The 20,243-nt window shown below is 62.4% G+C and carries 18 protein-coding genes; 5 read left to right on the forward strand and 13 right to left on the reverse strand.

All coding sequences use genetic code 11. The features are described 5' to 3' along the window. Positions 1–156: 156 nt before the first annotated feature. Positions 157–726, reverse strand: coding sequence for a lipid-binding SYLF domain-containing protein (locus tag QZ648_RS02035; protein ID WP_291995948.1), 570 nt, complete (start codon positions 724–726; stop codon positions 157–159). Between the two features lie 328 nt (positions 727–1,054). Between QZ648_RS02035 and QZ648_RS02040 the strand changes: the two genes are divergently transcribed. Continuing rightward, complete coding sequence (locus QZ648_RS02040; RefSeq protein ID WP_366144041.1) at positions 1,055–2,470, forward strand: bifunctional enoyl-CoA hydratase/phosphate acetyltransferase; 1,416 nt, start codon at positions 1,055–1,057, stop codon at positions 2,468–2,470. A 1-nt stretch (position 2,471) separates the two neighbouring features. Beyond that, the gene (locus QZ648_RS02045; RefSeq protein ID WP_291995949.1) at positions 2,472–3,656 is read left to right on the forward strand and encodes an acetate kinase; all 1,185 of its coding nucleotides are present in this window, start codon (positions 2,472–2,474) and stop codon (positions 3,654–3,656) included. A gap of 119 nt (positions 3,657–3,775) precedes the next feature. Here QZ648_RS02045 and QZ648_RS02050 read toward each other — a convergent pair whose 3' ends face one another. From QZ648_RS02050 to QZ648_RS02065, 4 genes are all read right to left on the reverse strand, one after another. Further along, positions 3,776–4,330: a GNAT family N-acetyltransferase gene (locus QZ648_RS02050; protein WP_291995950.1), complete on the reverse strand. Its 555-nt coding sequence runs from the start codon at positions 4,328–4,330 to the stop codon at positions 3,776–3,778. A 49-nt stretch (positions 4,331–4,379) separates the two neighbouring features. Then, complete coding sequence (locus tag QZ648_RS02055; RefSeq protein ID WP_169066719.1) at positions 4,380–4,979, reverse strand: hypothetical protein; 600 nt, start codon at positions 4,977–4,979, stop codon at positions 4,380–4,382. Positions 4,980–5,192: 213 nt separating this feature from the next. Then, positions 5,193–6,440: a cation:proton antiporter gene (locus tag QZ648_RS02060; protein WP_291995951.1), complete on the reverse strand. Its 1,248-nt coding sequence runs from the start codon at positions 6,438–6,440 to the stop codon at positions 5,193–5,195. A 205-nt stretch (positions 6,441–6,645) separates the two neighbouring features. Continuing rightward, positions 6,646–7,401 carry a SapC family protein gene (locus QZ648_RS02065; protein ID WP_169066717.1) on the reverse strand — a complete coding sequence of 252 codons (756 nt, stop codon included), beginning with the start codon at positions 7,399–7,401 and terminating at the stop codon, positions 6,646–6,648. Positions 7,402–8,020: 619 nt separating this feature from the next. Here QZ648_RS02065 and QZ648_RS02070 point away from each other — a divergent pair. After that, positions 8,021–8,491, forward strand: a complete 471-nt coding sequence (locus QZ648_RS02070; RefSeq protein WP_169066716.1) for a YbaK/EbsC family protein — start codon at positions 8,021–8,023, stop codon at positions 8,489–8,491. A gap of 146 nt (positions 8,492–8,637) precedes the next feature. Here QZ648_RS02070 and QZ648_RS02075 read toward each other — a convergent pair whose 3' ends face one another. Then, a complete protein-coding gene (locus tag QZ648_RS02075; protein ID WP_291995952.1) occupies positions 8,638–9,279 on the reverse strand; it encodes an NUDIX domain-containing protein in 642 nt (213 codons plus the stop codon). A gap of 134 nt (positions 9,280–9,413) precedes the next feature. Here QZ648_RS02075 and ybaK point away from each other — a divergent pair, with 134 nt between their 5' ends. Further along, positions 9,414–9,896: a Cys-tRNA(Pro) deacylase gene (gene ybaK, locus QZ648_RS02080; protein WP_169066741.1), complete on the forward strand. Its 483-nt coding sequence runs from the start codon at positions 9,414–9,416 to the stop codon at positions 9,894–9,896. Between the two features lie 61 nt (positions 9,897–9,957). Here ybaK and QZ648_RS02085 read toward each other — a convergent pair whose 3' ends face one another. The 3 genes from QZ648_RS02085 to QZ648_RS02095 all read right to left on the reverse strand — a co-directional run bounded on the left by QZ648_RS02085 (position 9,958) and on the right by QZ648_RS02095 (position 12,299). Further along, complete coding sequence (locus QZ648_RS02085; protein WP_291995953.1) at positions 9,958–10,908, reverse strand: 3-methyladenine DNA glycosylase 2; 951 nt, start codon at positions 10,906–10,908, stop codon at positions 9,958–9,960. Then, complete coding sequence (gene alkB, locus QZ648_RS02090; protein ID WP_291995954.1) at positions 10,905–11,573, reverse strand: DNA oxidative demethylase AlkB; 669 nt, start codon at positions 11,571–11,573, stop codon at positions 10,905–10,907. The genes QZ648_RS02085 and alkB overlap by 4 nt, the downstream gene beginning before the upstream one ends. Positions 11,574–11,705: 132 nt before the next feature. After that, positions 11,706–12,299: a DUF882 domain-containing protein gene (locus QZ648_RS02095; protein ID WP_291995955.1), complete on the reverse strand. Its 594-nt coding sequence runs from the start codon at positions 12,297–12,299 to the stop codon at positions 11,706–11,708. A 384-nt stretch (positions 12,300–12,683) separates the two neighbouring features. Between QZ648_RS02095 and QZ648_RS02100 the strand changes: the two genes are divergently transcribed. Beyond that, positions 12,684–14,513, forward strand: a complete 1,830-nt coding sequence (locus QZ648_RS02100; protein ID WP_291995956.1) for a L,D-transpeptidase family protein — start codon at positions 12,684–12,686, stop codon at positions 14,511–14,513. A gap of 21 nt (positions 14,514–14,534) precedes the next feature. On the opposite strand, the gene QZ648_RS02105 is transcribed toward QZ648_RS02100, so the two are convergent. The 4 genes from QZ648_RS02105 to QZ648_RS02120 all read right to left on the reverse strand — a co-directional run bounded on the left by QZ648_RS02105 (position 14,535) and on the right by QZ648_RS02120 (position 20,225). Beyond that, positions 14,535–15,740 carry a patatin-like phospholipase family protein gene (locus QZ648_RS02105; protein WP_291995957.1) on the reverse strand — a complete coding sequence of 402 codons (1,206 nt, stop codon included), beginning with the start codon at positions 15,738–15,740 and terminating at the stop codon, positions 14,535–14,537. 15 nt (positions 15,741–15,755) lie between these two features. Next, a complete protein-coding gene (locus QZ648_RS02110) occupies positions 15,756–18,137 on the reverse strand; it encodes a mechanosensitive ion channel domain-containing protein (protein ID WP_291995958.1) in 2,382 nt (793 codons plus the stop codon). A gap of 175 nt (positions 18,138–18,312) precedes the next feature. Next, positions 18,313–19,176 carry an adenylyltransferase/cytidyltransferase family protein gene (locus QZ648_RS02115; protein WP_291995959.1) on the reverse strand — a complete coding sequence of 288 codons (864 nt, stop codon included), beginning with the start codon at positions 19,174–19,176 and terminating at the stop codon, positions 18,313–18,315. A gap of 53 nt (positions 19,177–19,229) precedes the next feature. Continuing rightward, on the reverse strand, positions 19,230–20,225 hold the full coding sequence (locus tag QZ648_RS02120) for a toll/interleukin-1 receptor domain-containing protein (RefSeq protein ID WP_291995960.1): 996 nt from the start codon (positions 20,223–20,225) through the stop codon (positions 19,230–19,232). Positions 20,226–20,243: the final 18 nt, after the last annotated feature.

A 20,243-nucleotide genomic window follows, 5' to 3' on the forward strand; every position in this document is an offset into this window, starting at 1 on the left:
ACGTCGATTGTCAATGGCTGTCTGGGAGTGTGGTTAACAGCGTGGCTGGCAGCGTTACGGGGAGTAATAGTGGCTGGTGTACCGCGAAGCCGTATCCTGGGCCATGCCGGTCGGCTGGAGCGCTGCGCTGGCCCGGGCCGACTTGGGCGCCGACAATCAGTCCTTGAGTCGGGTGATCTTGTTGCCCTGCAGGCCAACACCGGCCATCAGACCTGTTTGCCCGAAGACAAAGGCGTAGATGTCGTCCTGCACGGTCGTCGAGGTCATCGATTTGCCCATTCCCTCATCCACCACGACAATCGATGGGCCAACGCCGACTTCGAATCCTTCGGCCTGATTCAAGGTCTGGAGCGCTTGTTCTTTCATGAAGAACATCGCATAACCGTATTGTTGAGCGCCGGCCTGAAGTCCGTACGAAGCACCCGAGGTGTTGTAGTAGCCGCTTGCTTTGCCGGCCTTGAAGAGGACGCCGTCTCCGTATTGCGCACCGACGACGAGACCTGCCTTGATGATCGTCGGAAAAACGAGGATGGCGACAGCGTCCCTGGACAAAACTTTCGCCGCAGGGATTTTGTCGATCAATTTCTGATAGGCGCTGCGTGCGTCTCTTTCGAGCGCCGCGCGGTCTGCGGCGATGGCCGCAGCAGGCGCCAGCAGAGCGCTCAAGGTGGCCATCAGCAGCCACCGGGAAAATTGAGAAACCTGCGAAAAAGATGTCTGGTTCATGTCACCACTCCCGGAAAAGCGTAGTTGAGAAGAGCCAGCCTGCCTGGCTTGCCCAGGCATCATCATAAGCCAAAGTCGGTCTCGCCGCCCGCTTCGGCAAGTGGTTTTCATCCCCGCACCCTGTTCCGACCGGATGGCAGCGGGCCGTGCTGAGCGCGGTTCATGCCGCGACGGGTCGTGCCATTCGCCTTTTCGCGCGATACGCTAGAATGGACGTTCCGGGCCGCCATCCAGCCATCAGGCACTGGCGGGAGTTCTCAGCGCAAGAGCGGGACGAGCAGAGGCGCCTTGCCGGCGAGACAATAAAATCCTTATCCACGACGAGTACATGATGACCAAAGATACCCTTGAGAACCGTTGTTTCGACGAGATCAACATTGGCGATACGGCGAGCATCAAGCGCACGCTGACGGTGCGGGATGTGCAGCTTTTCGCGACCGTTTCAGGTGACGTTAATCCTACCCATCTCGACCTCGAGCTGGTCAAGCAACTCGGCACCAAGGAGTTGAGCGCGCACAGCATGTGGCTGGGCGCCCAGATCTCCGGATTGCTCGGCAACGAGCTGCCCGGGCCGGGCACCGTGTACGCCGGTCAGGATCTCGAGTTCCACGCACCGCTGGGCATTGGCGAGGAGATCACGATCAGCATCACGGCACGAGAAAAATTTGCCGAGACGCGCAAAGTGACTTTCGACTGCCTTGGCGTCAACGCCCGCGGCGAGACGATCATGAGCGGTATTGCCCGGGTCATTGCGCCGCATACCCGGATCATCATGGACCGTCCGGACGCTGCCAAGGTCTCGATTCAGAGCCACGACCGCTTTGACAGCTTTGTCCAACGCTGCGGGAAACTGCCGCCGGTGGCGGTGGCGGTGGTGCATCCCTGTGACGAATCCTCGCTCGGCGCCGCCCTCGAGGCCGCCCGCGAAAACCTCATCGAACCGATCCTGGTTGGTCCGCTGGACAGGTTGCGCGCGGTGGCCGAGGAGTTCGGCTTCGACCTTGGCGCGGTACGCGTCGAAGACGTGCCGCATAGCCACGCCGCCGCCTTTCGCGCCGTCGAGCTGGTGCGCCTCGGAGAAGCCGCGGCGCTGATGAAAGGAAGCTTGCACACCGACGAACTGATGGCCGAGGTGGTCAATCGGCAAACCGGTTTGCGCACCGAGCGGCGCATCACGCATGCTTTCCTGATGGATGTGCCGACTTACCACAAGCCCTTGATCGTGACCGATGCGGCAATCAACATCGCGCCGGATCTCGACTGCAAACGCGACATTTGCCAGAACGCCATCGACCTGGCGCATGTGCTGGGTATCGTGCAGCCGAAGGTGGCGATCATTTGCGCCGTCGAAGGCATCAACTCGCGGATGGTGTGCACGACGGATGCCGCTTCGCTGTGCAAGATGGCCGACCGTGGTCAGATCACGGGTGCCATTCTCGACGGCCCGCTGGCCCTTGACAACGCGATCAGCAAGGAAGCCGCGCGGATCAAGAAGATCGATTCGGTCGTCGCCGGCGATCCCGACATTCTTGTCGTTCCCGACCTCGCCGCCGGCAACATTCTCGCCAAGCAGCTGACTTTCATGAGCAATGCCGATGGTGCGGGCATCGTGCTCGGCGCGCGCGTGCCGATCATCCTCACCAGCCGTGCCGATAACCGGCGTGCCAAGCTCGCCTCGTGCGCCGTTGCCTGCCTGATGGCCAGTGCCGTGCTGGCGCACGACGCAAGCAAAGTGGGAGGCTGAAATGGGAAACGGAATTCTGGTCCTCAACGCCGGTTCCTCGAGCCTGAAATTCTCGATCTTTAACGTCGGCGCTGCGAGTCTTCTCAGTGCCATGGCCGTCGGCCAGATCGAAGGGCTGGGCACGGCACCGCGACTCAAAGCCAAGGGTGCCGACGGCAGTGTCATTGCCGATGAGCAGTGGACGACGAGCGAAGTCGCCAACCACGGACAGGCTTTACAGGCGATCGCCACCCTGCTGCGCGCGCGCTTTTCAGGCCAGGAGCTGGTCGGCGTCGGTCACCGCGTCGTGCATGGCGGGCCGGATTACTCGGCGCCGCTACTGCTCACGCCGCAGGCCATGGAGATGCTCGCTACCTTCGTGCCGCTGGCACCGTTGCACCAGCCGCACAATCTTGCGGCCATCCGGGCGGTGGCAGAGGCCAGGCCCGAATTGCCGCAAGTCGCCTGCTTCGATACCGCTTTCCACCGCACGCAGGAGACGGTCGCACAGCTCTATGGTCTGCCCTATGAGTATTACGAGCGCGGTATCCGGCGTTATGGCTTCCATGGCCTGTCCTATGAGTACATCGCGGCCACTCTGCCGGAGCTGGCGCCGGAAATCGCCAGCGGACGTGTGATCGTGGCACACCTCGGCAGCGGCGCCAGCATGTGCGCGATCCACAACGGTCGCAGCGTCGGCAGTTCGATGGGCTTCACCGCCCTCGACGGACTGCTGATGGGTACGCGACCGGGCAACCTGGACCCGGGCATCATCCTCTATCTGCTGCAGCAGGAAGGGATGAGCGCCAGAGACGTCGAGAGTATGCTCTACAAGCGCTCCGGCCTGCTCGGCCTGTCCGGCATCGGCAACGACATGCGCGTACTGCAGGAGAGTGACTCACCACGCGCGCGGCTGGCGATCGATCATTTCGTCTATCGCATCAGCCGTGAACTCGGCGGGCTGACCGCGGTACTCGGCGGCATCGACGCTTTCGTATTCACCGCCGGCATCGGCGAAAACAGCGCCTATATCCGCCGCCTGGTCTGCGAAAAGGCGAAATGGCTGGGCATCGACCTCGACCCGGCAGCCAACGAGCAGGGCGGTCCGCGCATCAGCAGCGTCGACAGCAAGGTTTCCGCGTGGGTGGTGCCGACCAACGAGGAGCTGATGATCGCCCGCCACACCTGCCAAGTGCTCGGGCTGTAATCAGGGTTGCAAGATCGCGGCTAGCGACTCGACTGCCAGCAGCAAAGCGAGCCGCGCTGCCCGCTTCAGCCGCGTGGGCTTCCACAGGCGCGTGCTTCGCTCTAATTGCTGTACGCTTTTTACGCTTGGGCGAGGCGATCGACGGGCGCGTCGAGCCGTAGTCGGCAGATGACTACCGAGAAATCTTCGGGATCGGCGGAGGTCGTGAAGCCGAGGCGGTTGGCGAGCCGAAGCATCGCCGTGTTGGCGCGCAGCACGAAACCTTCCATTTCCACCAGTCCGCGCGCTTTCGCCGCAGCGATCAGCGCGCTCATCAGGGTATGCCCAAGGCCGGTTCGAGCGTATGCGGCGGTGACGGTGACCGCGAATTCGCAGTTCGCGGGATCCTGGCCAATCATCAGGGAGCTGCCGCCCACGATGTCAATCCCATCGTCAGCCGGGATGGTGGCGACGATGCCGGTGCCGCGCTCGGGAATGAATGCGAGCACCCTGCGCAAGCGCTTCACGTCGGGTTTGCGGACCACGTGCATGAAGCGCATATAGCGGGTTTCCGGGTCCAGTCGCTCGAAGAATTGCAGGAGTTCACCCTCGTCCGAACAGTGCATCGCACGCAGGTGCACCGCACGTCCATCGCGCAGCACGACATCAGTATCATTGAACGAAGGGGAACTCACTTGCCGTCATCTCCGGAAGCACTGGACAGGAATCGACTTTGTCGCCGAGTCAGTTCAGGTCCGGATCGACGTAATAGGCTGCGGCACCCCAGTTGGCCTGCAGCGCGAAGCCCTTCTCGGTCAACTGGTAGACGTCGATGTAGGGATTGAAGGAGATGGTTCCTCCCGCCGAGCCGGCGCTCGCGGACGCGCCGACATCGCCGCCTGCCTTGCCGCCGATCTTGAACTGATCGAGTGCTGCCGCGGACTTGAAGACGAAGATTTGATACATGGTCTGGTAGCCCAGACCGGGACCGGTACCGGCGCGAATCGCCTGCATATAGGTTGGCTTGCCCGTCGCATTGTCGAAAATCACGCCCGGGCCGCGTGAGCCGACGACGACGAGCGCGTTGACCACGGTGATGTCGAAGACGCCATAGCCGACGGCGCCCGTGACGACGGCACGAGCGTCGGGCTGCGTTGCGTAAAGCTTGTCGAGCGCGGTCTTCGCCATGGCCAGCGTCTCTTTGCGCTCCTGCTTGATTTGTGCGCTGTCGAGATTGCGTGACTCGGGCTGCGTCTCGACGCTCGAGCAAGCGGAAAGCACGCCAAGTGAAGCGACGAGAAAGAGTGCGGCGAGGTTCTGCTTGAGTCGGGCAGGTTTGTTCACGTGGGTTCCTTGCTAGGTGATTTGGGGGTCGCAGAAAACAGGGCGGCCAGAAGCGGAGGGTATTATAGCCGCTGGCCGCTGCTTGGGCGACGCCAGGAGGCTGCTCGCCGACCCGAATTCAATCCCGATCCTGGTCCCGATCCGGCTGCGAGCGCCAAATGCTGCGTCTGCCCGCCTGGCTTCGACGGATTGCTATTTCCTTATTTCGCTATTTCATTTCTCTACCGGCGTATTGATGGCTGCGTGTTCCGGGGCGTCCGCTGGCAGTTCGTTGCAACTGCGGGCGTAGCGCTCGATGCCCGGCTTGGCGCTCAAACCATGCGCGACAACGCTGAGCAGCACGGTAGCCATCACCGCCAGACGAATGGTGTTCTCGCCGGGCAGATTCGCCTGCTGCTCCAGATAAACCAGCCCGAGGACGATCGACGCCAGGCCGCGCGGGCCGAACCAGCCGAGGAAAAGCACCGTTGCGCGACTGAGTCCAATGCCGGCGACGGCCAGCGCGACAGGCAGCATGCGCACGACCGTCAGGCTGAGGACTGCGTAGAGGACGATGAGCGGAGTGAAATCCTGCCAGTCGAGCGCGAAGAGCAATCCGAACAGGAAGAAGACGAACCAATTGAACAGCTGCCCCCAGCCTTCGGTGAACTCGACACTGTGGCGCCCCACTTTCGGGAAGCCGACCTGTGCCGCCAGGCCGGCCACGAAGGCGGCGATGAACATGCTCGCCCCGGACTCCTCCGCGGCCAGTATGCACAGGAGCGGCATCGCCACGACGCCAAGCTGGCCAAGCTCGGGCGACATCCACTGCCGGCGCTGCGCCAGCCCCATCAGCAGACCCCCGCCGAGCCCGATCGCCAGTCCGAGCGCGGTTCCGTAGCCAATCTGTTCGAGGAGAAAATGCGCCAGGACGCTGCGTGCGCCGACGCCTTCCTCGATGGCGGCAGCAAGGGCAATGAACAGCATCAGGAAGGGAACCGCCAGTCCGTCGTTGAGCCCTGCCTCGACGTTGAGCGCCTGCCGTATGCGTGCCGGCACGCGCGGGCTGTTGACGATGATCTGTCCGAGGCCGGCGTCGGTGGGCGCAAGAATCGCGGCGAGAATGCCGGCCTCCCACCACGACAGTCCGGCGAAGCACACCATCGCCGCCGCCGCCCCGAGCAGTATGGTGAGCAGCATGCCGACGCTGAGCAAACGCACCGGCAACCTGTGATTGTCCTGCAAGGCGCGGCGGCTGATGTGCGAGGCGTCGGTGAACAAGGTCATCACCAGGCCAACTTCGGCGATCAGCAGCAGCGCCTTGCGGTCGAGGAACAGTTCCCTGGACGCTGCCGGGAAGAGCAACATCAGCACACCGGCCGCGGTGAACAGGAGGGGAGCGGTAAGCGGCGTGCTTTCCAGCCGGCGCGACACCAGGCTGTAGCCGAAGACCAGGACAATGAATGCGGCAGTGATCAACATGCGGGCTTGTTCCCAAGGCAAAGAACGATTAACCGAAGGCCGCCGTTCAGGAGGCGAAGTGAGGCGAGCGGCAGCCGGGCGTCCCGCTTGCCGACATCATTCTCCCGCAGCCACCGTCATTACCGTCATTGCGAGGAGGCGCGGGAATTTGGAATGGGCAACGTGCTAACGGGGCAATATGGAAGGTCGAATGGGAAGGGCGGAATCAGGCGCCATCGGTCGCTGGCTGCTCGTCGGCGAGGGTCCCGACCAGGCGGTCCTTGACGGTGTTGAAGTTGCGCAGGGACGCCAGATGCAGGTACAGCAACTCGAGCTCGTCGCTCTTCACGAGCTGCTGCAGGGTCTCGCCGGAAAGTGCGCGCAGTTTGTCGCGGCCGACGACCATGAAACCGCCGAGGCTCAGTTTCTCTCCCTTCGGCGTGCTGACGGTCGCCTGCATCGGTTCGAGCAGCCCGAGATCCTTGAGGCGGCGACCGAAAACCCGGGTGCGTTCGAATTGCGCCTGATAATCCTTGAGAAATTCGAGCACCTTGTCGACGTAGGGCGTCGGCTTGCCGTCGTCGCCGAAGAGGGCGTTGCCGCGGCCTTCGCGGTTCACGCCGGGGTGCGACTCGTCGATGCACAGGGTGAGCGATTTGCCGTCGGCCGTGGATGCAAAAACGAAGGGATAGCGGCGGATAAAGGCCGGAATGTAGTCGGCCGTCCAGTGCCCGTCCGGCGCCAGGTAGAGGTTTTGTTCGTTGCGTATGCCGAGTATCACCACCGGCATGAGTTCCTCGCCGTCGGCGGCAAAGACGACAGCGTACTCGGCCGTGGCTCGCGGAAACTCGACTGCCGTCAGCGGCACGGCATTGATAGCCGCGCTGAAGGCATAGCTGTCGCTCCCTTCCAGGGACACGCCGGCATGACGCGTCGCGGAAACCGGCACTGCCGTTTCATAGATCAATAACTGTTTGGCCACGAATATTTACTCCTGTTGTTAATAGGCGGCGTGCGCGGCACGCCATTACGGTTCATTGCTGTGATTTCTGCCGCTTGCCGCTCGTCCCTCGCCGATCCCGGCGCCGGGAGCCCGAAGCCGGGACAAAAAACGTGGGACAAAACTCCCGTTGCTATCCTCGCTCCACCAGCGCTGGCAGGCGGAGCACGTATCGAGAGGCTCAGGCCCGATTCAGCACCTCGATTGTCGGCGATAGCGGCAGCGAGATTTCCACGTGCCCCCGTAGTGAAGCGTTGGGCTGGCGTTGTCCGTCATTCTTGCCGAGATGATCAACAAAGTCACGCCGCCAGTTGGAAGATCTCGCCGGTGTCGCAGTGCGCGGCTCCTCAGCAGCGAAATATCGGCGCTGTCAAGGCAATCTTGCGGATGGAAGAAGGTGACAAGGTGTTTTCGCATCGGGGTGAGGGCGGCGCCAAGCACTGAAATCGTTGCCAAGGGTCATCACCGTCGAGATTTGCATCTGAAGCATCGCATGCGTGCCTTCCAGGGCGGACAAGGCGAGGGCTTGCCGGGCGGAGCTTGCGCCGCTAATATCCGGCGCGCGCCCATCTGGCTTGGCGCGTGCTTTACGAGACCCGCAATGAGCTTGCAATCCGTACGTGATTTCTTTTCTGCCCGCGATCTGGATCTGCCGATCATCGAATTGGCAGTCAGCACCGCCACGGTTGCCCTGGCTGCCGAAGCGCACGGCGTCGAGCCTGGTCGCATCGCCAAGACGCTCGCTTTTCGCCTGGCGGATGGCCGGGTCATCATTCTCGTGGCACGCGGTGATGCCCGTATTGATAACCGCAAGTTCAGGGCGGCCTTCGGGAAAGGCAAAATGTCGCCGCCGGATGAGGTTGTCGAGCTGACCGGGCACCCGGTGGGCGGCGTCTGTCCCTTCGCTCTGGCGCAGCCACTAGCGATCTATCTGGATCGATCGCTGCAGGACTTCGACGAGGTCTTGCCCGCTGCCGGTGCGCTCCACACGGCCATCCGGATCAGTCCCGCACAGTTGGCGGCGGTGACCAAGGGCGAGTGGGTCGATGTCTGCCGGCTGGCCACTCCCTGATCTGTCTCCCCTGCCAGCCATGCCGTGCAGCAAAGTCTTCGCGGGCAAACGACCCGGACGGCCACCTGTAATGTAATCGCAAGCGTGTAATCGCAAGCCTCGGTTCTGCCAGCGACCTGCTCCCCTCAACCCTCGTGGGTGAGGGCCTAGCCATCAACGCCACCGCGCGCACGGTCAAGCTCCCCTCCCCCCTCGCGGGGGAGGGGCTGCGGGAGAGGGGGGATCCGCTGCTCGTTACCAAGCCAAGCGAGCGCCAGTCCAGCCCACAGGGACAAGGGCTGCGTTGCCATCGCCGCCAGTGCTTCGCTGCGAGCCAGCACGAGCGGACGGGTATCCTCAGCTTCGTGCGCCAGGCCATGGCATCCGGCAACATTGCCAGCATCCACCGCCGCGCAATAGAGATGCACGTGTTCGCTGGACAGGTGTGGCGCCGTGAGATAGATGCCGATGGGCACGATGACGGTCGGCGTCAGCCCTGATTCCTCCGTGATTTCGCGCCGGATTGTGTCGAGGGGCGTCTGCCCGGCCTCGATGCGGCCGGCGACAATGTCGATCAGCCACGGGTTTTCTCCCGCCAGGTGCGCGCCCGCACGATACTGTTCCACGAGCACGACCTTGTCGGTGCTGGCGTCGTAGAGGAGGGCAGCAGCGACGTCACTTCGATGCAGGACTTCCCGCAGTAACGGGCCGCTGCTGCCACCGTCAAAAAGATCGTGCTCGACGGTGAGGCGACGAAGTTCAAAAAAACCCCGGTAGGCGGCGTCGATGTGCAGGATGCTTGCTTTCATTGGTTTGCTTGGCTTGGCTTGGCTTTGCATTGGGCCATTGTGGATGAACTCGGCGAGTAAGACCACTGCGGCAGCGAGCGCTCCAGGCGACGGTGGTCTGGTGCGCTGCGATGCTCTCGGCTTAGAATTCGGCCATGTCGCAGGAAAAACTCCCGGTTACGCAGGCCATGCGCGTCTTGCGCGCGGCGCGTGTCGCTTTCACTGATCACCCTTACGCCTACGAAGAGCAGGGCGGCACGGCCGTCAGCTGCCGCGAGTTGGGCATCGCTGAGCATGCGGTGATCAAGACGCTGGTCATGGAAGACGACGGGAAGCGGCCGCTGATCGTGCTCATGCACGGCGATCGTGAGGTGTCGACCCGGCAGCTTGCGCGTCATATCGGCGTCAAGACGATTTCGCCGTGCAGTCCGGCGGTGGCCAATCGACACTCCGGTTACCTGCTTGGCGGCACCAGCCCTTTTGGTACGCGCAAGGCGATGCCGGTGTATGTCGAGCGCAGCATTCTCGAACTCGACAAGATCTACATCAACGGCGGCCGCCGCGGTTATCTGGTGGGTATCGCGCCACGGGTACTGGTCGAGGTGCTCAAGCCGGAATTGGTTGCGGTGGCTGTTTGAGGCGCGACGGGGCGAGTGCTTGGCTTGTGCTGGTGACCATTTGCCCCTCTCCCACGAGGGGCTAGGTGCGCGTGGGCATGGCCCAGAGGTGGGCGGCGACCAGGGCTCGCCAGGGTGTGAACGGTGCCAGCCAGTCGCGCGCTTGCGCTTCGCTGATTTTCTCCGGGGATGCGAGCAGCGCTTGCAGTTTGCGGCGCACGGCGACGTCGCCATGCAGCGATCCGTCCAGGTTGCCGAATCCGCGCAGCAGGGCGTAGTTGACGGTCCACGGGCCGATCCCGGGCACGCCGAGAAGCTGCTCGCGGATCTCGTCGATTGGCAGCGTCATCAGCCATGCGGCCAGCGGCAGCTTGCCGCTGAGCACCCCTTGCGCAAGGGAGCGCAGGCAACGCGTCTTGCTCATTGAGAAACCGGCCCGCCGCAAGTCATCCTCGCTCAGTGCAGCGATCTGCCTGGCCTCCGGATAGCAAAACAGACCGCTCGAATGCCGCCGGCCGGTCGCGACAATCAGTTTCCGCCGCACCGAGACGGCGGCCCTGACGCTGATTTGCTGGCCGGTAATCGCCCAGGTCAAGGCTTCGAAGGGCGTGGCCGTGAGTGGTACGCGCAAACCGGGATGGCCGGCAATCAGCGGGCCGAGCTGTGGATGCTGGTGATAATGGCTGGCGAACTGCTCGATGTCCTGCGTCAGGCCGAGCATGCGGCGCAGCATGGCCTGGAAGGCGGCTTCGCTGCGCGTGGCCGCGTTGCCGGCGATGCTGCTGATGCCATCGCTGTCGTCGCTGTCGTCGCTGTCGTCGATGTCGTCGATGTCGAGTTTGGCGGTGGCCATGTCTGCCGCGAAATGAATGCTGAGACAGGCTGGCGCTGCCGCCCAGAACAGGCCCTTTTGCAGGGAGCTGGCGGTGACGCGTTCGGCAATTTCCTGCGCATCACGGCGGTGGAAAGCCAGAATGTCGCCGGCTCGAAAGGATGCGGGCAGGGGTATTGAGCAGCTGAAGCGGGTGCTCATTGGCGGCCCGGCGGGCCCGCTTTGCGAAAAGTGAGGTTGATGCGGCAATTCCCGGTTTCCGGGAAGAGCCCCTGCTTGAGTGTTTGTACGCCGTGGTAACGCAGGCGGGCAGGGCCGCCCCAGACGACGACATCGCCGTGCGCCAGCAGGAGCCGCGTCGTCGGCTCCTTGCGCTGCAGTCCGCCGAAGAGAAAAACAGCCGGCAAGCCGAGCGACACCGAGACAATCGGCGCGCCGAGATCGGGCTCGTCCTTGTCCTGGTGAAGCGAGAGCTTGCTGCCCGGTTCATAGCGGTTGATCAGGCAGGCATCCGGCGTGAAGCCAGGAAAACCGGCTGCGGCGGCTGCCTTCTGGGCAAGCTCGCAGAAAACGGCGGGCATCGCCGGCCACTGCCGCCCGCTGTCCGGATCGAGCGGCGAATAGCGGTAGCCCTGGCGGCCACTGATCCAGCCGAGCGCACCGCAGTTGCTCATGGCCACCGACATGCGCAAGGCGCCGGGCGTCTGCATGCGGCGGAAAGGTGCTGCCGCGGCGATCTCGTCCACCGCGGCGAGCAAGGCCGGCGCTTGTGCGTGCGCGCAGCCATGCAGCAACATGGCGCCATCGGCGAGGATTTCCCGGCGCTGATCTTCGCTGTCAAGGCGGGAAAACAGGTCGTCGATCATTTTCTGCACTTTCGAGCGGCGGTCGTGGAGGTCGTGGCGGAGGTCGGGCCTTGCCGACGCGGGCTCGGCGCTGCTGCCTGCCAGCGGCTATCCTTGTCCTGCACGGCGGTGCTGGCAATGGCTGGCTGCCGCTCAGCTCCGCGCCGCGCCCCAGGTACGAAAGTCGCCGGTGTCGACGTGCAGGAAGTCGGCTCTGGGGTAATAGCCGACGCCGCCAATTCCCAGGTCCACTGCCGCCTGGCTCAGGCGCGCAGTATCGAAACCGACCAGGCGCACATCGATGGCACGTCCGTCCATGTGCAGGCTATTCTTGGCGACGCCGCGCCTGTGGCTACGCAGCGATGCGTTAGTGAGCGGTGAGCGGTAGCCTGAAATGATTTCGAAGGTTTCGCCGCCGCAACGTGCGCGCAGTGCATGCAGAATGTCGAACAACTGCGGATCCATGTGGATCATCTCGCCGGAGCGGTGGTCGCGCAGCAGCCAGTTCATGCGCTGAATGGCGGGGGCGATGTAGCCGCGGTTGTCGCGAAAAACGACGTCGAGCAATTCGTCGGTGTGCGTGTGGCGAAACTTCAGTTGGTATTTGGCGGTGCCGGCGCTGGCAGCGCTGGCTGAGCGGAAGGGCAAGGCCAGCGGGAGAGCGGCTAATCCCTTCAGAAGTAAACGACGATGTGGTACGGTCTTGCGGTGCGCAGTGCCATGCGAGGGCTTGGAGTGATCGGGCATAGGTCAGATTTATCCGGAAAACGCGTGGAGCGCCCATTTTACCCGATCTTGCGCCGATGTTGACCGTATCGCGCACGCTGGCTTGTATTTAGTCGAGTGCTTTGAAGAGGTGCTTTGAAGAACTTCGTCGCTTCTGGCCTCTCCAAGCAACGTTGCGGGTGCGCGCTGGCAGGTGCTGTTCGCTGGCTCCTTGGCGGCCTGGCGCTGGGCCGGGCGCTGAGAAATTCAGGCGGCAGCAAGCGGTCGCTGCATATGTGTAGTAAATTTCGTGCTCTTTGGCGCTCGCGGCATTGTTGCAATGAATCGTGGGCGCGATCAGCAATCGCTCGCCGAGCGACGGTACGATACTTGGATAGGTCTTTCCACTCTCAGGGATTGCAAGAAATGCGCTTCTGGAACAATGACTTGTTGGGCGGTGCCGGGGCGGTTCGGAGGGCGGCCACAGCGTCGCTGGGGCGGCTCGCTGCGGCGATGCTGTTGACCGGGCTTGCTGGGCCGGCGTTGGCGCAGGCGGTCGCGGCGCCAGACGCCTTCGCCAGCAGGCCGGCGCCGGTCTCTTCGCCGCAGGCGCCGGCTACGACACTGGCGCAGCGCCTCGAACAGGCGCTGAACGAGCCCGCCAGCGTTGAGTCGTCGGGCGGCTCGAGCGAGGCCGCCGCCATCCGGCTCTTCTATTACGGACGGGGCTATCGACCGGCGTGGACCGACAACGCGCGCCGAGGCGAACTGATCGCCGCGGTCGAGGCCAGCCGGGAGCACGGGCTGGCGCCCGACGATTTTGACATTGCCGCGCTGCGCAAGGTGGCTGCCCGAAGCGACGACGATGCGCAGATGATCGTTCACCGGGAGCTGCTGTTTACCGAGACCCTGGCGCGCCTTGTGCGGCAGCTGCGCTACGGCAAGGTCGATCCCTCCGCGCTTTATTCGACCTGGAATTTCTCCCCGCCGCCCGGCGTACAGGAGCGCGCGCAGACGCTGGACGAAGTGCTCGAAGCCGCCTCGCTGCAGAGCGCACTGGCGGCGCTGGCACCGCAGGACGCAGCCTATCGCGGCTTGCAGCAAGCCCTGTCACGGTTCACGGCCCTGGCCGCCAAGGGCGGCTGGCCAAGCGTCCCCGACGGTCCGACGCTGCGTCCCGGCGAGAGCGATGCGCGCGTACCGGCGCTACGCGCGCGCCTGCAGGCGGAGGGCTGGCTGGCAGAAGAGGGTAAAGGTAAAGCGGGTAAAGCCGGTAAAGCGGATGCAGCAGGTGAGCGCCAGGGCAACAAGCTTGGCAAGGCCAGCGCGCGCGGCGATGCCACGCGCTATGACAAGGCGCTTGCCGAGGCCGTGCAGCGCTTCCAGACGGCGCACGGCCTGCGCCCCGACGCGGCGGTGGGAAGCAACACGGTCGCCGCGCTGAACGTCAGCGCGGCCGAACGCGTGGCGCAAATCCGCGTGAACCTGGAACGTGTGCGCTGGGTGGCGCGTGACATGAGTGCGGATCGGCTGGTGGTCGATATCACCAGCTTCAATGCAGCTCTCCAGCTCGATGGGGCGCGGGTGTGGTCATCGAAAGTAATGGTCGGGCGTCCGGCCCGCGAAACGCCGGTGCTACTCGACCATGTCCAGCATCTGGTGCTCAATCCGAAATGGGTGGTGCCACCGACCATTCTGCGCGAGGACGTGATCCCGGGCATGAACCGTAATGCGGCCTACTTGCAACAGCACAATTTGCGCATCGTCAACCGTAGCGGGCAGGCGGTGGCTCCGGAGCAGATCGACTGGAGCAGTGCCAGACGCGGCGGTTTCCCGTATCAGGTGGTGCAGGAATCCGGTTCCCGCGGAGCGCTTGGTCAGGTCAAGTTCTCGCTGTCGAACGGCTACGCCATCTATCTGCACGACACACCGTCGCGTGCGCTCTTCAGCAAACCCGTGCGAGCCCTCAGTTCGGGTTGTGTGCGGATCGAGAAACCGCGCGAGCTGGCGCTGCTGTTGCTTGACGATCCGGAGCGCTGGAACGAGCAAGCGCTGGCCGCCGCGATCGCCAGCGCACGCACGCGAACGCTGCCGGTGGGCCGGCATGTACCGGTGATGCTGCTCTATCGTACAGCCGTCGCCGAGGGGTCCGATGCTGCCGACAACATGGGCACGGTGTCCTTTCGCGTAGACATCTACAACCAGGATCCGCCGCTGCTGGCCATGCTCGATCGTCGTTCGCGGCCACGCCCCTGAGTGTCCGTTGTGCGTTCTGGCTTAGCCTGCGGAAGCGCTTTTCTCGCTCAGGAAAAGCCCCGCAAATGGTCGATTGAAACGCTTCTGGCAGCATAGGTCTGACCGACCTTCTGGATGTCGCCGATGTTTTTTACCGAGTCCATGACCTGCACTTTCCTGGCGTCGATGCCACGCAGGCCGAGCGCGTCGATGCCCGCCTGGCTGACGTCGGGGTCGTAGCGCAGGTAGGCGAACTGCTTGCCGGCGCTGGCATTGCTGCTTTCCCCCCGGGGCCATCACCATGTCGCCAAATTCACGGTCGATGGACGGGCCGAAGCGGCATTCGCCCAACGTCCGGCAGGCCATGTCCCAACCGGCCGAAGCGCCGTTCATCAGCGCACCGGGCAGGTTCTTGGCGTTGTCGAGCAGCCACAGATCGTCGGCCTTGAGATCGGGGCGGGCGTTGGCGGCGCCGCCGGTCCCCACCGAGACGATCAGCAGGTTTTCGGTGCCGCTCTGCCAGCCGACCTGGTATGGCGCAGCGGCGACCATCTGGAAAGCCAGGAAAGCCGGATTGTTGTAAGTGGTGACGCCGCCATCGACGAAGACGAACTGATACTCCCTGTCCGTACCCGGCGCGAAAGTGACCACCTCGGGTGGGAAGAAAGTCGGCGCGGCAGTGCTTGCCCGTAGCAGTTGCCAGAGCGGCAGGCGCAGATTGCAGTCCTGGCGATCGAGCTGGTTGTACCTGGCGCGCGGGTTGTTGGAGACCGGCCAGGGGGAATCGGTGGTCGCGTTGCGCATCACCATCATCAGCATGCTGCGCAGATTGGCATCGCCGAGGGTGGCATTGGCTTCGCCGGGCGTGGACTCATGCCCGAGCGCCGCGTCAAGCTCGCTGCGCAGCTTCTGCGCCAGCGGTTCGTCGTTGTAACTGTACTTCAGACGGTTCAACAGGGATGCCTTGTCGAACATCTGTTGGCCGCTTTCGACGTAGAACTTGCGGATCCGGTCGGTGGACATGCCCGCCGCAATGCACGCCGCAACCATGGCCCCGGTGCTGGTGCCACAGACGAAGTCGAAGTAGTCGGCGAGTACAAGGTCGGCCTTGCCGAGTTTGGCGCGTAGCTCGGCTTCGATTCTGGCCAGGATCTCGACGCTGATCAGGCCCAGGATGCCGCCGCCGTCGCAAGCGAGAATCTTTTTTTGGCCGGGGCGGTCGATGCGCTCAAGGAGTTTCTGGTTCATGGCACTTTCCTTTCGTTAGTCGGTGGCTGGGGGCGCCGGCGTGATACGCACCGGCAGGGGCTGCGAGGCGTCGAGATGCACGTCGTGCTGCGGGAAGGGGATCCTGATTCCGGCGGCGCCCAGGCGCTTCTCCATCGCAAAGCGCAGGTCGCTGTCGACCCGGCGTCCGAACAGCTTCGGCCCGAGCTCGACCCAGAAAAGCAGCACCAGCAGTAGCTCATTATTACCGAAGTCCTCCAAAAAAACCTCCGGCTTCGGGTTCTTCAAGACCTCTCCGTGATCGGCGGCGCAGCCCAGGATGATATCGGCCGCGCCATGCACCGGTGACCCGTAGGCGATGCGGACTTTGATTTCGCGCCGGATACGGGCATCGGAATGGGTCCAGTTGACGACCTCGTTTTCGAGCAGGCTGGAGTTGGGTACCAGTGCCTCGATACCGTCAAAGCCGAGCACCGTCGATGCCCGCAGGTCGACCTGGGTCACGTAGCCAGTCGTGCCGGCGAGGGAAATGATGTCGCCAACGCGAATCTTGCGTTCGAAGAGGATGATGATGCCGCTGATGACATTCTTGATGATCGTCTGTGTTCCGAAACCGACGCCGATGGCCAGGGCACCACCCATGAAGGCGAAAACGGTGAGCGGGATGCGTGCCAGATTGAGAATGAAGATGATCAGCACGATCGCCAGGGTGATCATCGCCCAGCGACGAATGACCCCGGCCACTTGCTCGTCGACATCGAAGCGGCTCACCATCAGCCTCTGCATACGCGCCGAGAGCAGCGAGAACAGCCAGTAGCCGACGATGTACAGGGCAATCGCGCCAATGCTCTTGCCGACGGTCACGCCGTAGGCAACGGTCACCGTCTTGCCGTCGACGACGGTCGAATCTTCGACCGCAAACATCTCGAAGTCCCAGACCTCCTTGAGAACCTGTTTCACCTGCAGCGCGCCGAGCTTCCAGTTGCTGGCGTCGCCGGCTTCGCCGCTGAAGCCAAAATCCGCCAGCCAGCGGTTCAGCTGGCGATAGAGCCGGCTGCCGGCAACTTCGAGGCGTTCGTAGGCCTGCACACGCTTCTCGAGGGCCTCCAGAATCGCCGCTTCCTGTGCTCTCGCACTGGAACTGAGCAATGGATTGTCGAGCCGCAGCGCTTGTTGCCGGACCGCGACGCGTGCCCCGTTCTGCAGTTCGTTGAACAGGTCGCGGCGGCTGGTGAGCTCATCACTGGTGCGTTTCAGCGCCACGAGAACCGCCTGCCGGGCCGCAGCATCGTCGGAGCTGTAACCGACGAAACGCTGACGCCAGGCGTCGCTGGCGATCTGAATCAGGCCGTGCAGCCAGGTCAAGGTCATCAGCCGCAGGCGGTTGGTCTCCATCTGCTCGGCAAGAACCTGCATGCGATAGGCAATAGGGCCATCGGGATCGGCGCCCGGCAGCAGTTTCGCCAGTCGTTCGTGCTCGACCGTGAGTTTGTTGTTTTCGGCGGTGAGCTGATCGATTTCGGTGCTCACTTTGGCCAGGTCTCCGCGCGCTCTCGCCTGCTGTTGCTCGAGCTCGTCCTTGGCAAGTTTCTGTTCGGGGAGGACGCGGGACAGCAGGCGCCGCATTTGTTCGGCGAGTGGTTGCAGCTTCTTCAATTTCAGATTCATGAAGTCCAGGGCCAGGCCGTTGGCGGTCACGTCGGCCTCTGCCTCTTGCAGGCGCAGCGCAGCGAGCTCGTGCTTGTCGCGATCCTTGTCGGTTTGATTGCGCCGATCGGCCGCCAGACGAAGGGCTTCGCTCGCTCGCTTGCGCGCCTCTACCAGGCCGGCCTGCTGGGCTTCGAGTGCACGGACAGAAGCGGTCAGGCTTTTCAGCTGCGCGCTCAGGGTGTCGTGTTCATCACGCAGGGCATCGACCCGCAAGGCGGAGTAGGGTGGCGGGCCGGCGAGCTCTGCCATCAGCGTCCGCTGGTTTGCCGTCTCGGGTGGTGAGTATTGCAGCGTATCGAGTTCGTCAAACAGCTTCAGGCGGTCGCTGTAAAAAAGGACCAATCGATCGAGCAGGCGCTGGCGCTCGCTGGTCGGCAATCCCTCCTCGGCGCTTCCCAGCTCCTTTTGCACTTGCTCCTGTTGTTGACGGCGCGCCTCGGCCAGTAGCGCCTCGGCGTGGGCGCGTCCGTCGCTGGCCTCTTCGCCGGCGGCGGCCTGCGTGGCCGGCGCCGGCTGGAGCAATCCGGAAAACTGCTTGGGCAGGGTGAGCTGCGCGTAAGCGAATGGTGCTAGCACCATCATCAGCAAAGCGAGAAGCAAGTGCTGGAAGATCAGCGAATACGATGAACTTGCCTTCGTGCCGGCAGTGACGTACGGCCGCGCAATAGCCGGCCAGCTTCGGTCGAGGTGGGCAGAATGTATAGGCATCAAGAGTCCAGATAGGCGGCGGCACTTCCCGCGGGGGGCCACTTAAGGTAAGGCGCGTAGTATCGAATGCGACGCTTCACACGTCCACTAGTGCGATGCCTACTGCGATGCCTACTGCCGGGAGAAATAAGTCCTGGCGCCGCGCCACGCCGCCTCGATCGACGCCCTGTTGGTGCTAGCGCGTCGATGCATTCAACTGAGCTGGTCGCGCTTTTGCCGTTCCTGGCGAACTTGTCTGGATGCGGAACGTTCGCAGCGCTTGCGCGATAGCCGTCGATGATGAACCGTCTTGGCCGGGCAGCCAAAGCACGCGTCCACCCAGAGATTCCACCAATCGTGCTTCCTCTTGCACGATTGAGCGTTCCCTATCTTGTGCCGACTTGACCCACAGGTCGGGGCGCAGGGAGCGGATGATGTCGAGGCTATTCGGGCCATCGAAGAAAATGACCCGAGCCCCGAAGCGCAAGGCGCGCAGAATGATCTGCCGATCTGTCATGCTGCAAAGTGGCCGGTCGCCACGGTTCTTTGGCTGCTCCGCTATGCCTCGCGAGGTGAGCGCCGCGACAACCGGCTGCCGACCATAGGCCGCCGCCGCCTCGATCAAGCGTACGTGGCCGGCATGGATCAGGTCGAAGCAACCGGTGAGCAGCACCAGTTGGTCGGGACGGTCGGCCAACAATTCGGTTAGCGAGCATTCGCGTGGGATTGGTTCATCGTCCGGAGCAAGTCTCGCGAGTCCCTTAGCCAAGCATTCAACAGCAAACGGCGGAAAATTTACCCGTGGCATGCCGAGGGGCAGAGTCAGCGCCGAGTCCACTACTTGCGAGACGCACGACAATCGCCGCAGCATGTAGCGCAGGTCCTCCAGGTCGACCTGCGGTGCCAACGGAGCTGCGTCGGGAGCCGCCCAGACCGGGCCGTGACGCTTCGCGAGGTTTTCCAGAAAGAGGACGGTGGACGCGTCGACGAGAGGGAGAGGACCGTGGATCGCCACGCCTCTTCCGTGGTAGCTAGCAGTTTGGCCCTGATCGTAGATCATTGCGAATGATCTCAGCTCTCATAATTGTTGAGCACAGACGATGTCTTCTATCGCTATGCTTCGATGGCGGGGGTGGCCTGCTTCCATAATTGTTCAAAAATAGCTTGATACGCTCGGATGTTAGAATCGCCTCTGGAAGCAGGGAGGTATAAATTGCCGTCGTAATCCGCTAGGTGCATTTGGGTTTCTATAAAAGCAACTGTTGGTGTTTCACAGTCGGCTTCACCGATTGCCCAGAACGTCCTTGGTAACAAGATATCAGCGACTCTTACAAAGTGGCCTTCACGAACGATTTTTCGATGCAAATCCTCTGCCTCAATTTGACGCTGATCTGGACTTTCAGCTTTGGCGAAACCTTTCTGGGAGCTTGGCTTGTAATTGTTGTCACTGTCATTTCTAAACGTCTTTCCTTTCGGGTTCAGAAAAAGAATTTTTGCTTTGAACTGTTTCTTCTCCAAGAGATGATGAAGGAAGTCGTCCTTATTCCAACCTAGACCCGTGCGCGTGCATAACCAAACCGATGATGCTTCTTTTACGATACTTGAAAGAAGGACCCTGACCTCTTCTGTCAAAAGCAGGTTTTCGCGCCGTGCCTTCTGCAATCGCTCCACATGCTTCGAGATTTCTGCTACGACGTGGCACCAAGCAAGGCTTCTATCTGCGCTGTCCAAGATAGGTTTGCCGTCGTGGCTGTATACGCATTGAAGTTCTTGGAGCTTAAGCGGAATTCCTGTGTTTGTCAGGATTACAGGTAGGCCTATAGCCTCTCCTGTTTCGCACTTTGTCCACGCCAGTGGGAACTCGAATTTCTTGATAAAAGTGGAGTTTGAAAAATTCTGACTAACCAAAAACACAATAATATCTGCGTCTCGGATTTTTGTTCTAATCGTGTTTTTCCACTTGTCCCCTTTTTCGCAAAATTTGTCTATAAAAATGTCTACGTCTCTGTCCCATCCAATAAAACCAAGCTGGCTGACGAGCTCGTGGCAGGAGTCTTCGTCTTGGCGAGCGTAGCAGATGAATATTCTGACCTTTTTGTCTTTGTCCATGATCAAATACCTCTTCAC

The sequence above is a fragment of the Candidatus Accumulibacter sp. ACC012 genome (assembly GCF_907163155.1).
In the GTDB taxonomy this organism is placed as follows: Bacteria; Pseudomonadota; Gammaproteobacteria; order Burkholderiales; family Rhodocyclaceae; genus Accumulibacter; species Accumulibacter delftensis.

What these genes read in the sequence shown, in the direction of transcription:
- QZ648_RS02105 (WP_291995957.1), bottom strand. Translation starts at nt 15,740, where the DNA reads ATGAACCAGAAACTCCTTGAGCGCATCGACCGCCCCGGCCAAAAAAAG.
- QZ648_RS02045 (WP_291995949.1), top strand. Translation starts at nt 2,472, where the DNA reads ATGGGAAACGGAATTCTGGTCCTCAACGCCGGTTCCTCGAGCCTGAAA.
- QZ648_RS02100 (WP_291995956.1), top strand. Translation starts at nt 12,684, where the DNA reads ATGCGCTTCTGGAACAATGACTTGTTGGGCGGTGCCGGGGCGGTTCGG.
- QZ648_RS02115 (WP_291995959.1), bottom strand. Translation starts at nt 19,176, where the DNA reads ATGATCTACGATCAGGGCCAAACTGCTAGCTACCACGGAAGAGGCGTG.
- QZ648_RS02060 (WP_291995951.1), bottom strand. Translation starts at nt 6,440, where the DNA reads ATGTTGATCACTGCCGCATTCATTGTCCTGGTCTTCGGCTACAGCCTG.
- QZ648_RS02120 (WP_291995960.1), bottom strand. Translation starts at nt 20,225, where the DNA reads ATGGACAAAGACAAAAAGGTCAGAATATTCATCTGCTACGCTCGCCAA.
- QZ648_RS02040 (WP_366144041.1), top strand. Translation starts at nt 1,055, where the DNA reads ATGATGACCAAAGATACCCTTGAGAACCGTTGTTTCGACGAGATCAAC.
- QZ648_RS02075 (WP_291995952.1), bottom strand. Translation starts at nt 9,279, where the DNA reads ATGAAAGCAAGCATCCTGCACATCGACGCCGCCTACCGGGGTTTTTTT.
- QZ648_RS02110 (WP_291995958.1), bottom strand. Translation starts at nt 18,137, where the DNA reads ATGCCTATACATTCTGCCCACCTCGACCGAAGCTGGCCGGCTATTGCG.
- QZ648_RS02035 (WP_291995948.1), bottom strand. Translation starts at nt 726, where the DNA reads ATGAACCAGACATCTTTTTCGCAGGTTTCTCAATTTTCCCGGTGGCTG.
- alkB (WP_291995954.1), bottom strand. Translation starts at nt 11,573, where the DNA reads ATGATCGACGACCTGTTTTCCCGCCTTGACAGCGAAGATCAGCGCCGG.
- ybaK (WP_169066741.1), top strand. Translation starts at nt 9,414, where the DNA reads ATGTCGCAGGAAAAACTCCCGGTTACGCAGGCCATGCGCGTCTTGCGC.
- QZ648_RS02070 (WP_169066716.1), top strand. Translation starts at nt 8,021, where the DNA reads ATGAGCTTGCAATCCGTACGTGATTTCTTTTCTGCCCGCGATCTGGAT.
- QZ648_RS02085 (WP_291995953.1), bottom strand. Translation starts at nt 10,908, where the DNA reads ATGAGCACCCGCTTCAGCTGCTCAATACCCCTGCCCGCATCCTTTCGA.
- QZ648_RS02095 (WP_291995955.1), bottom strand. Translation starts at nt 12,299, where the DNA reads ATGCCCGATCACTCCAAGCCCTCGCATGGCACTGCGCACCGCAAGACC.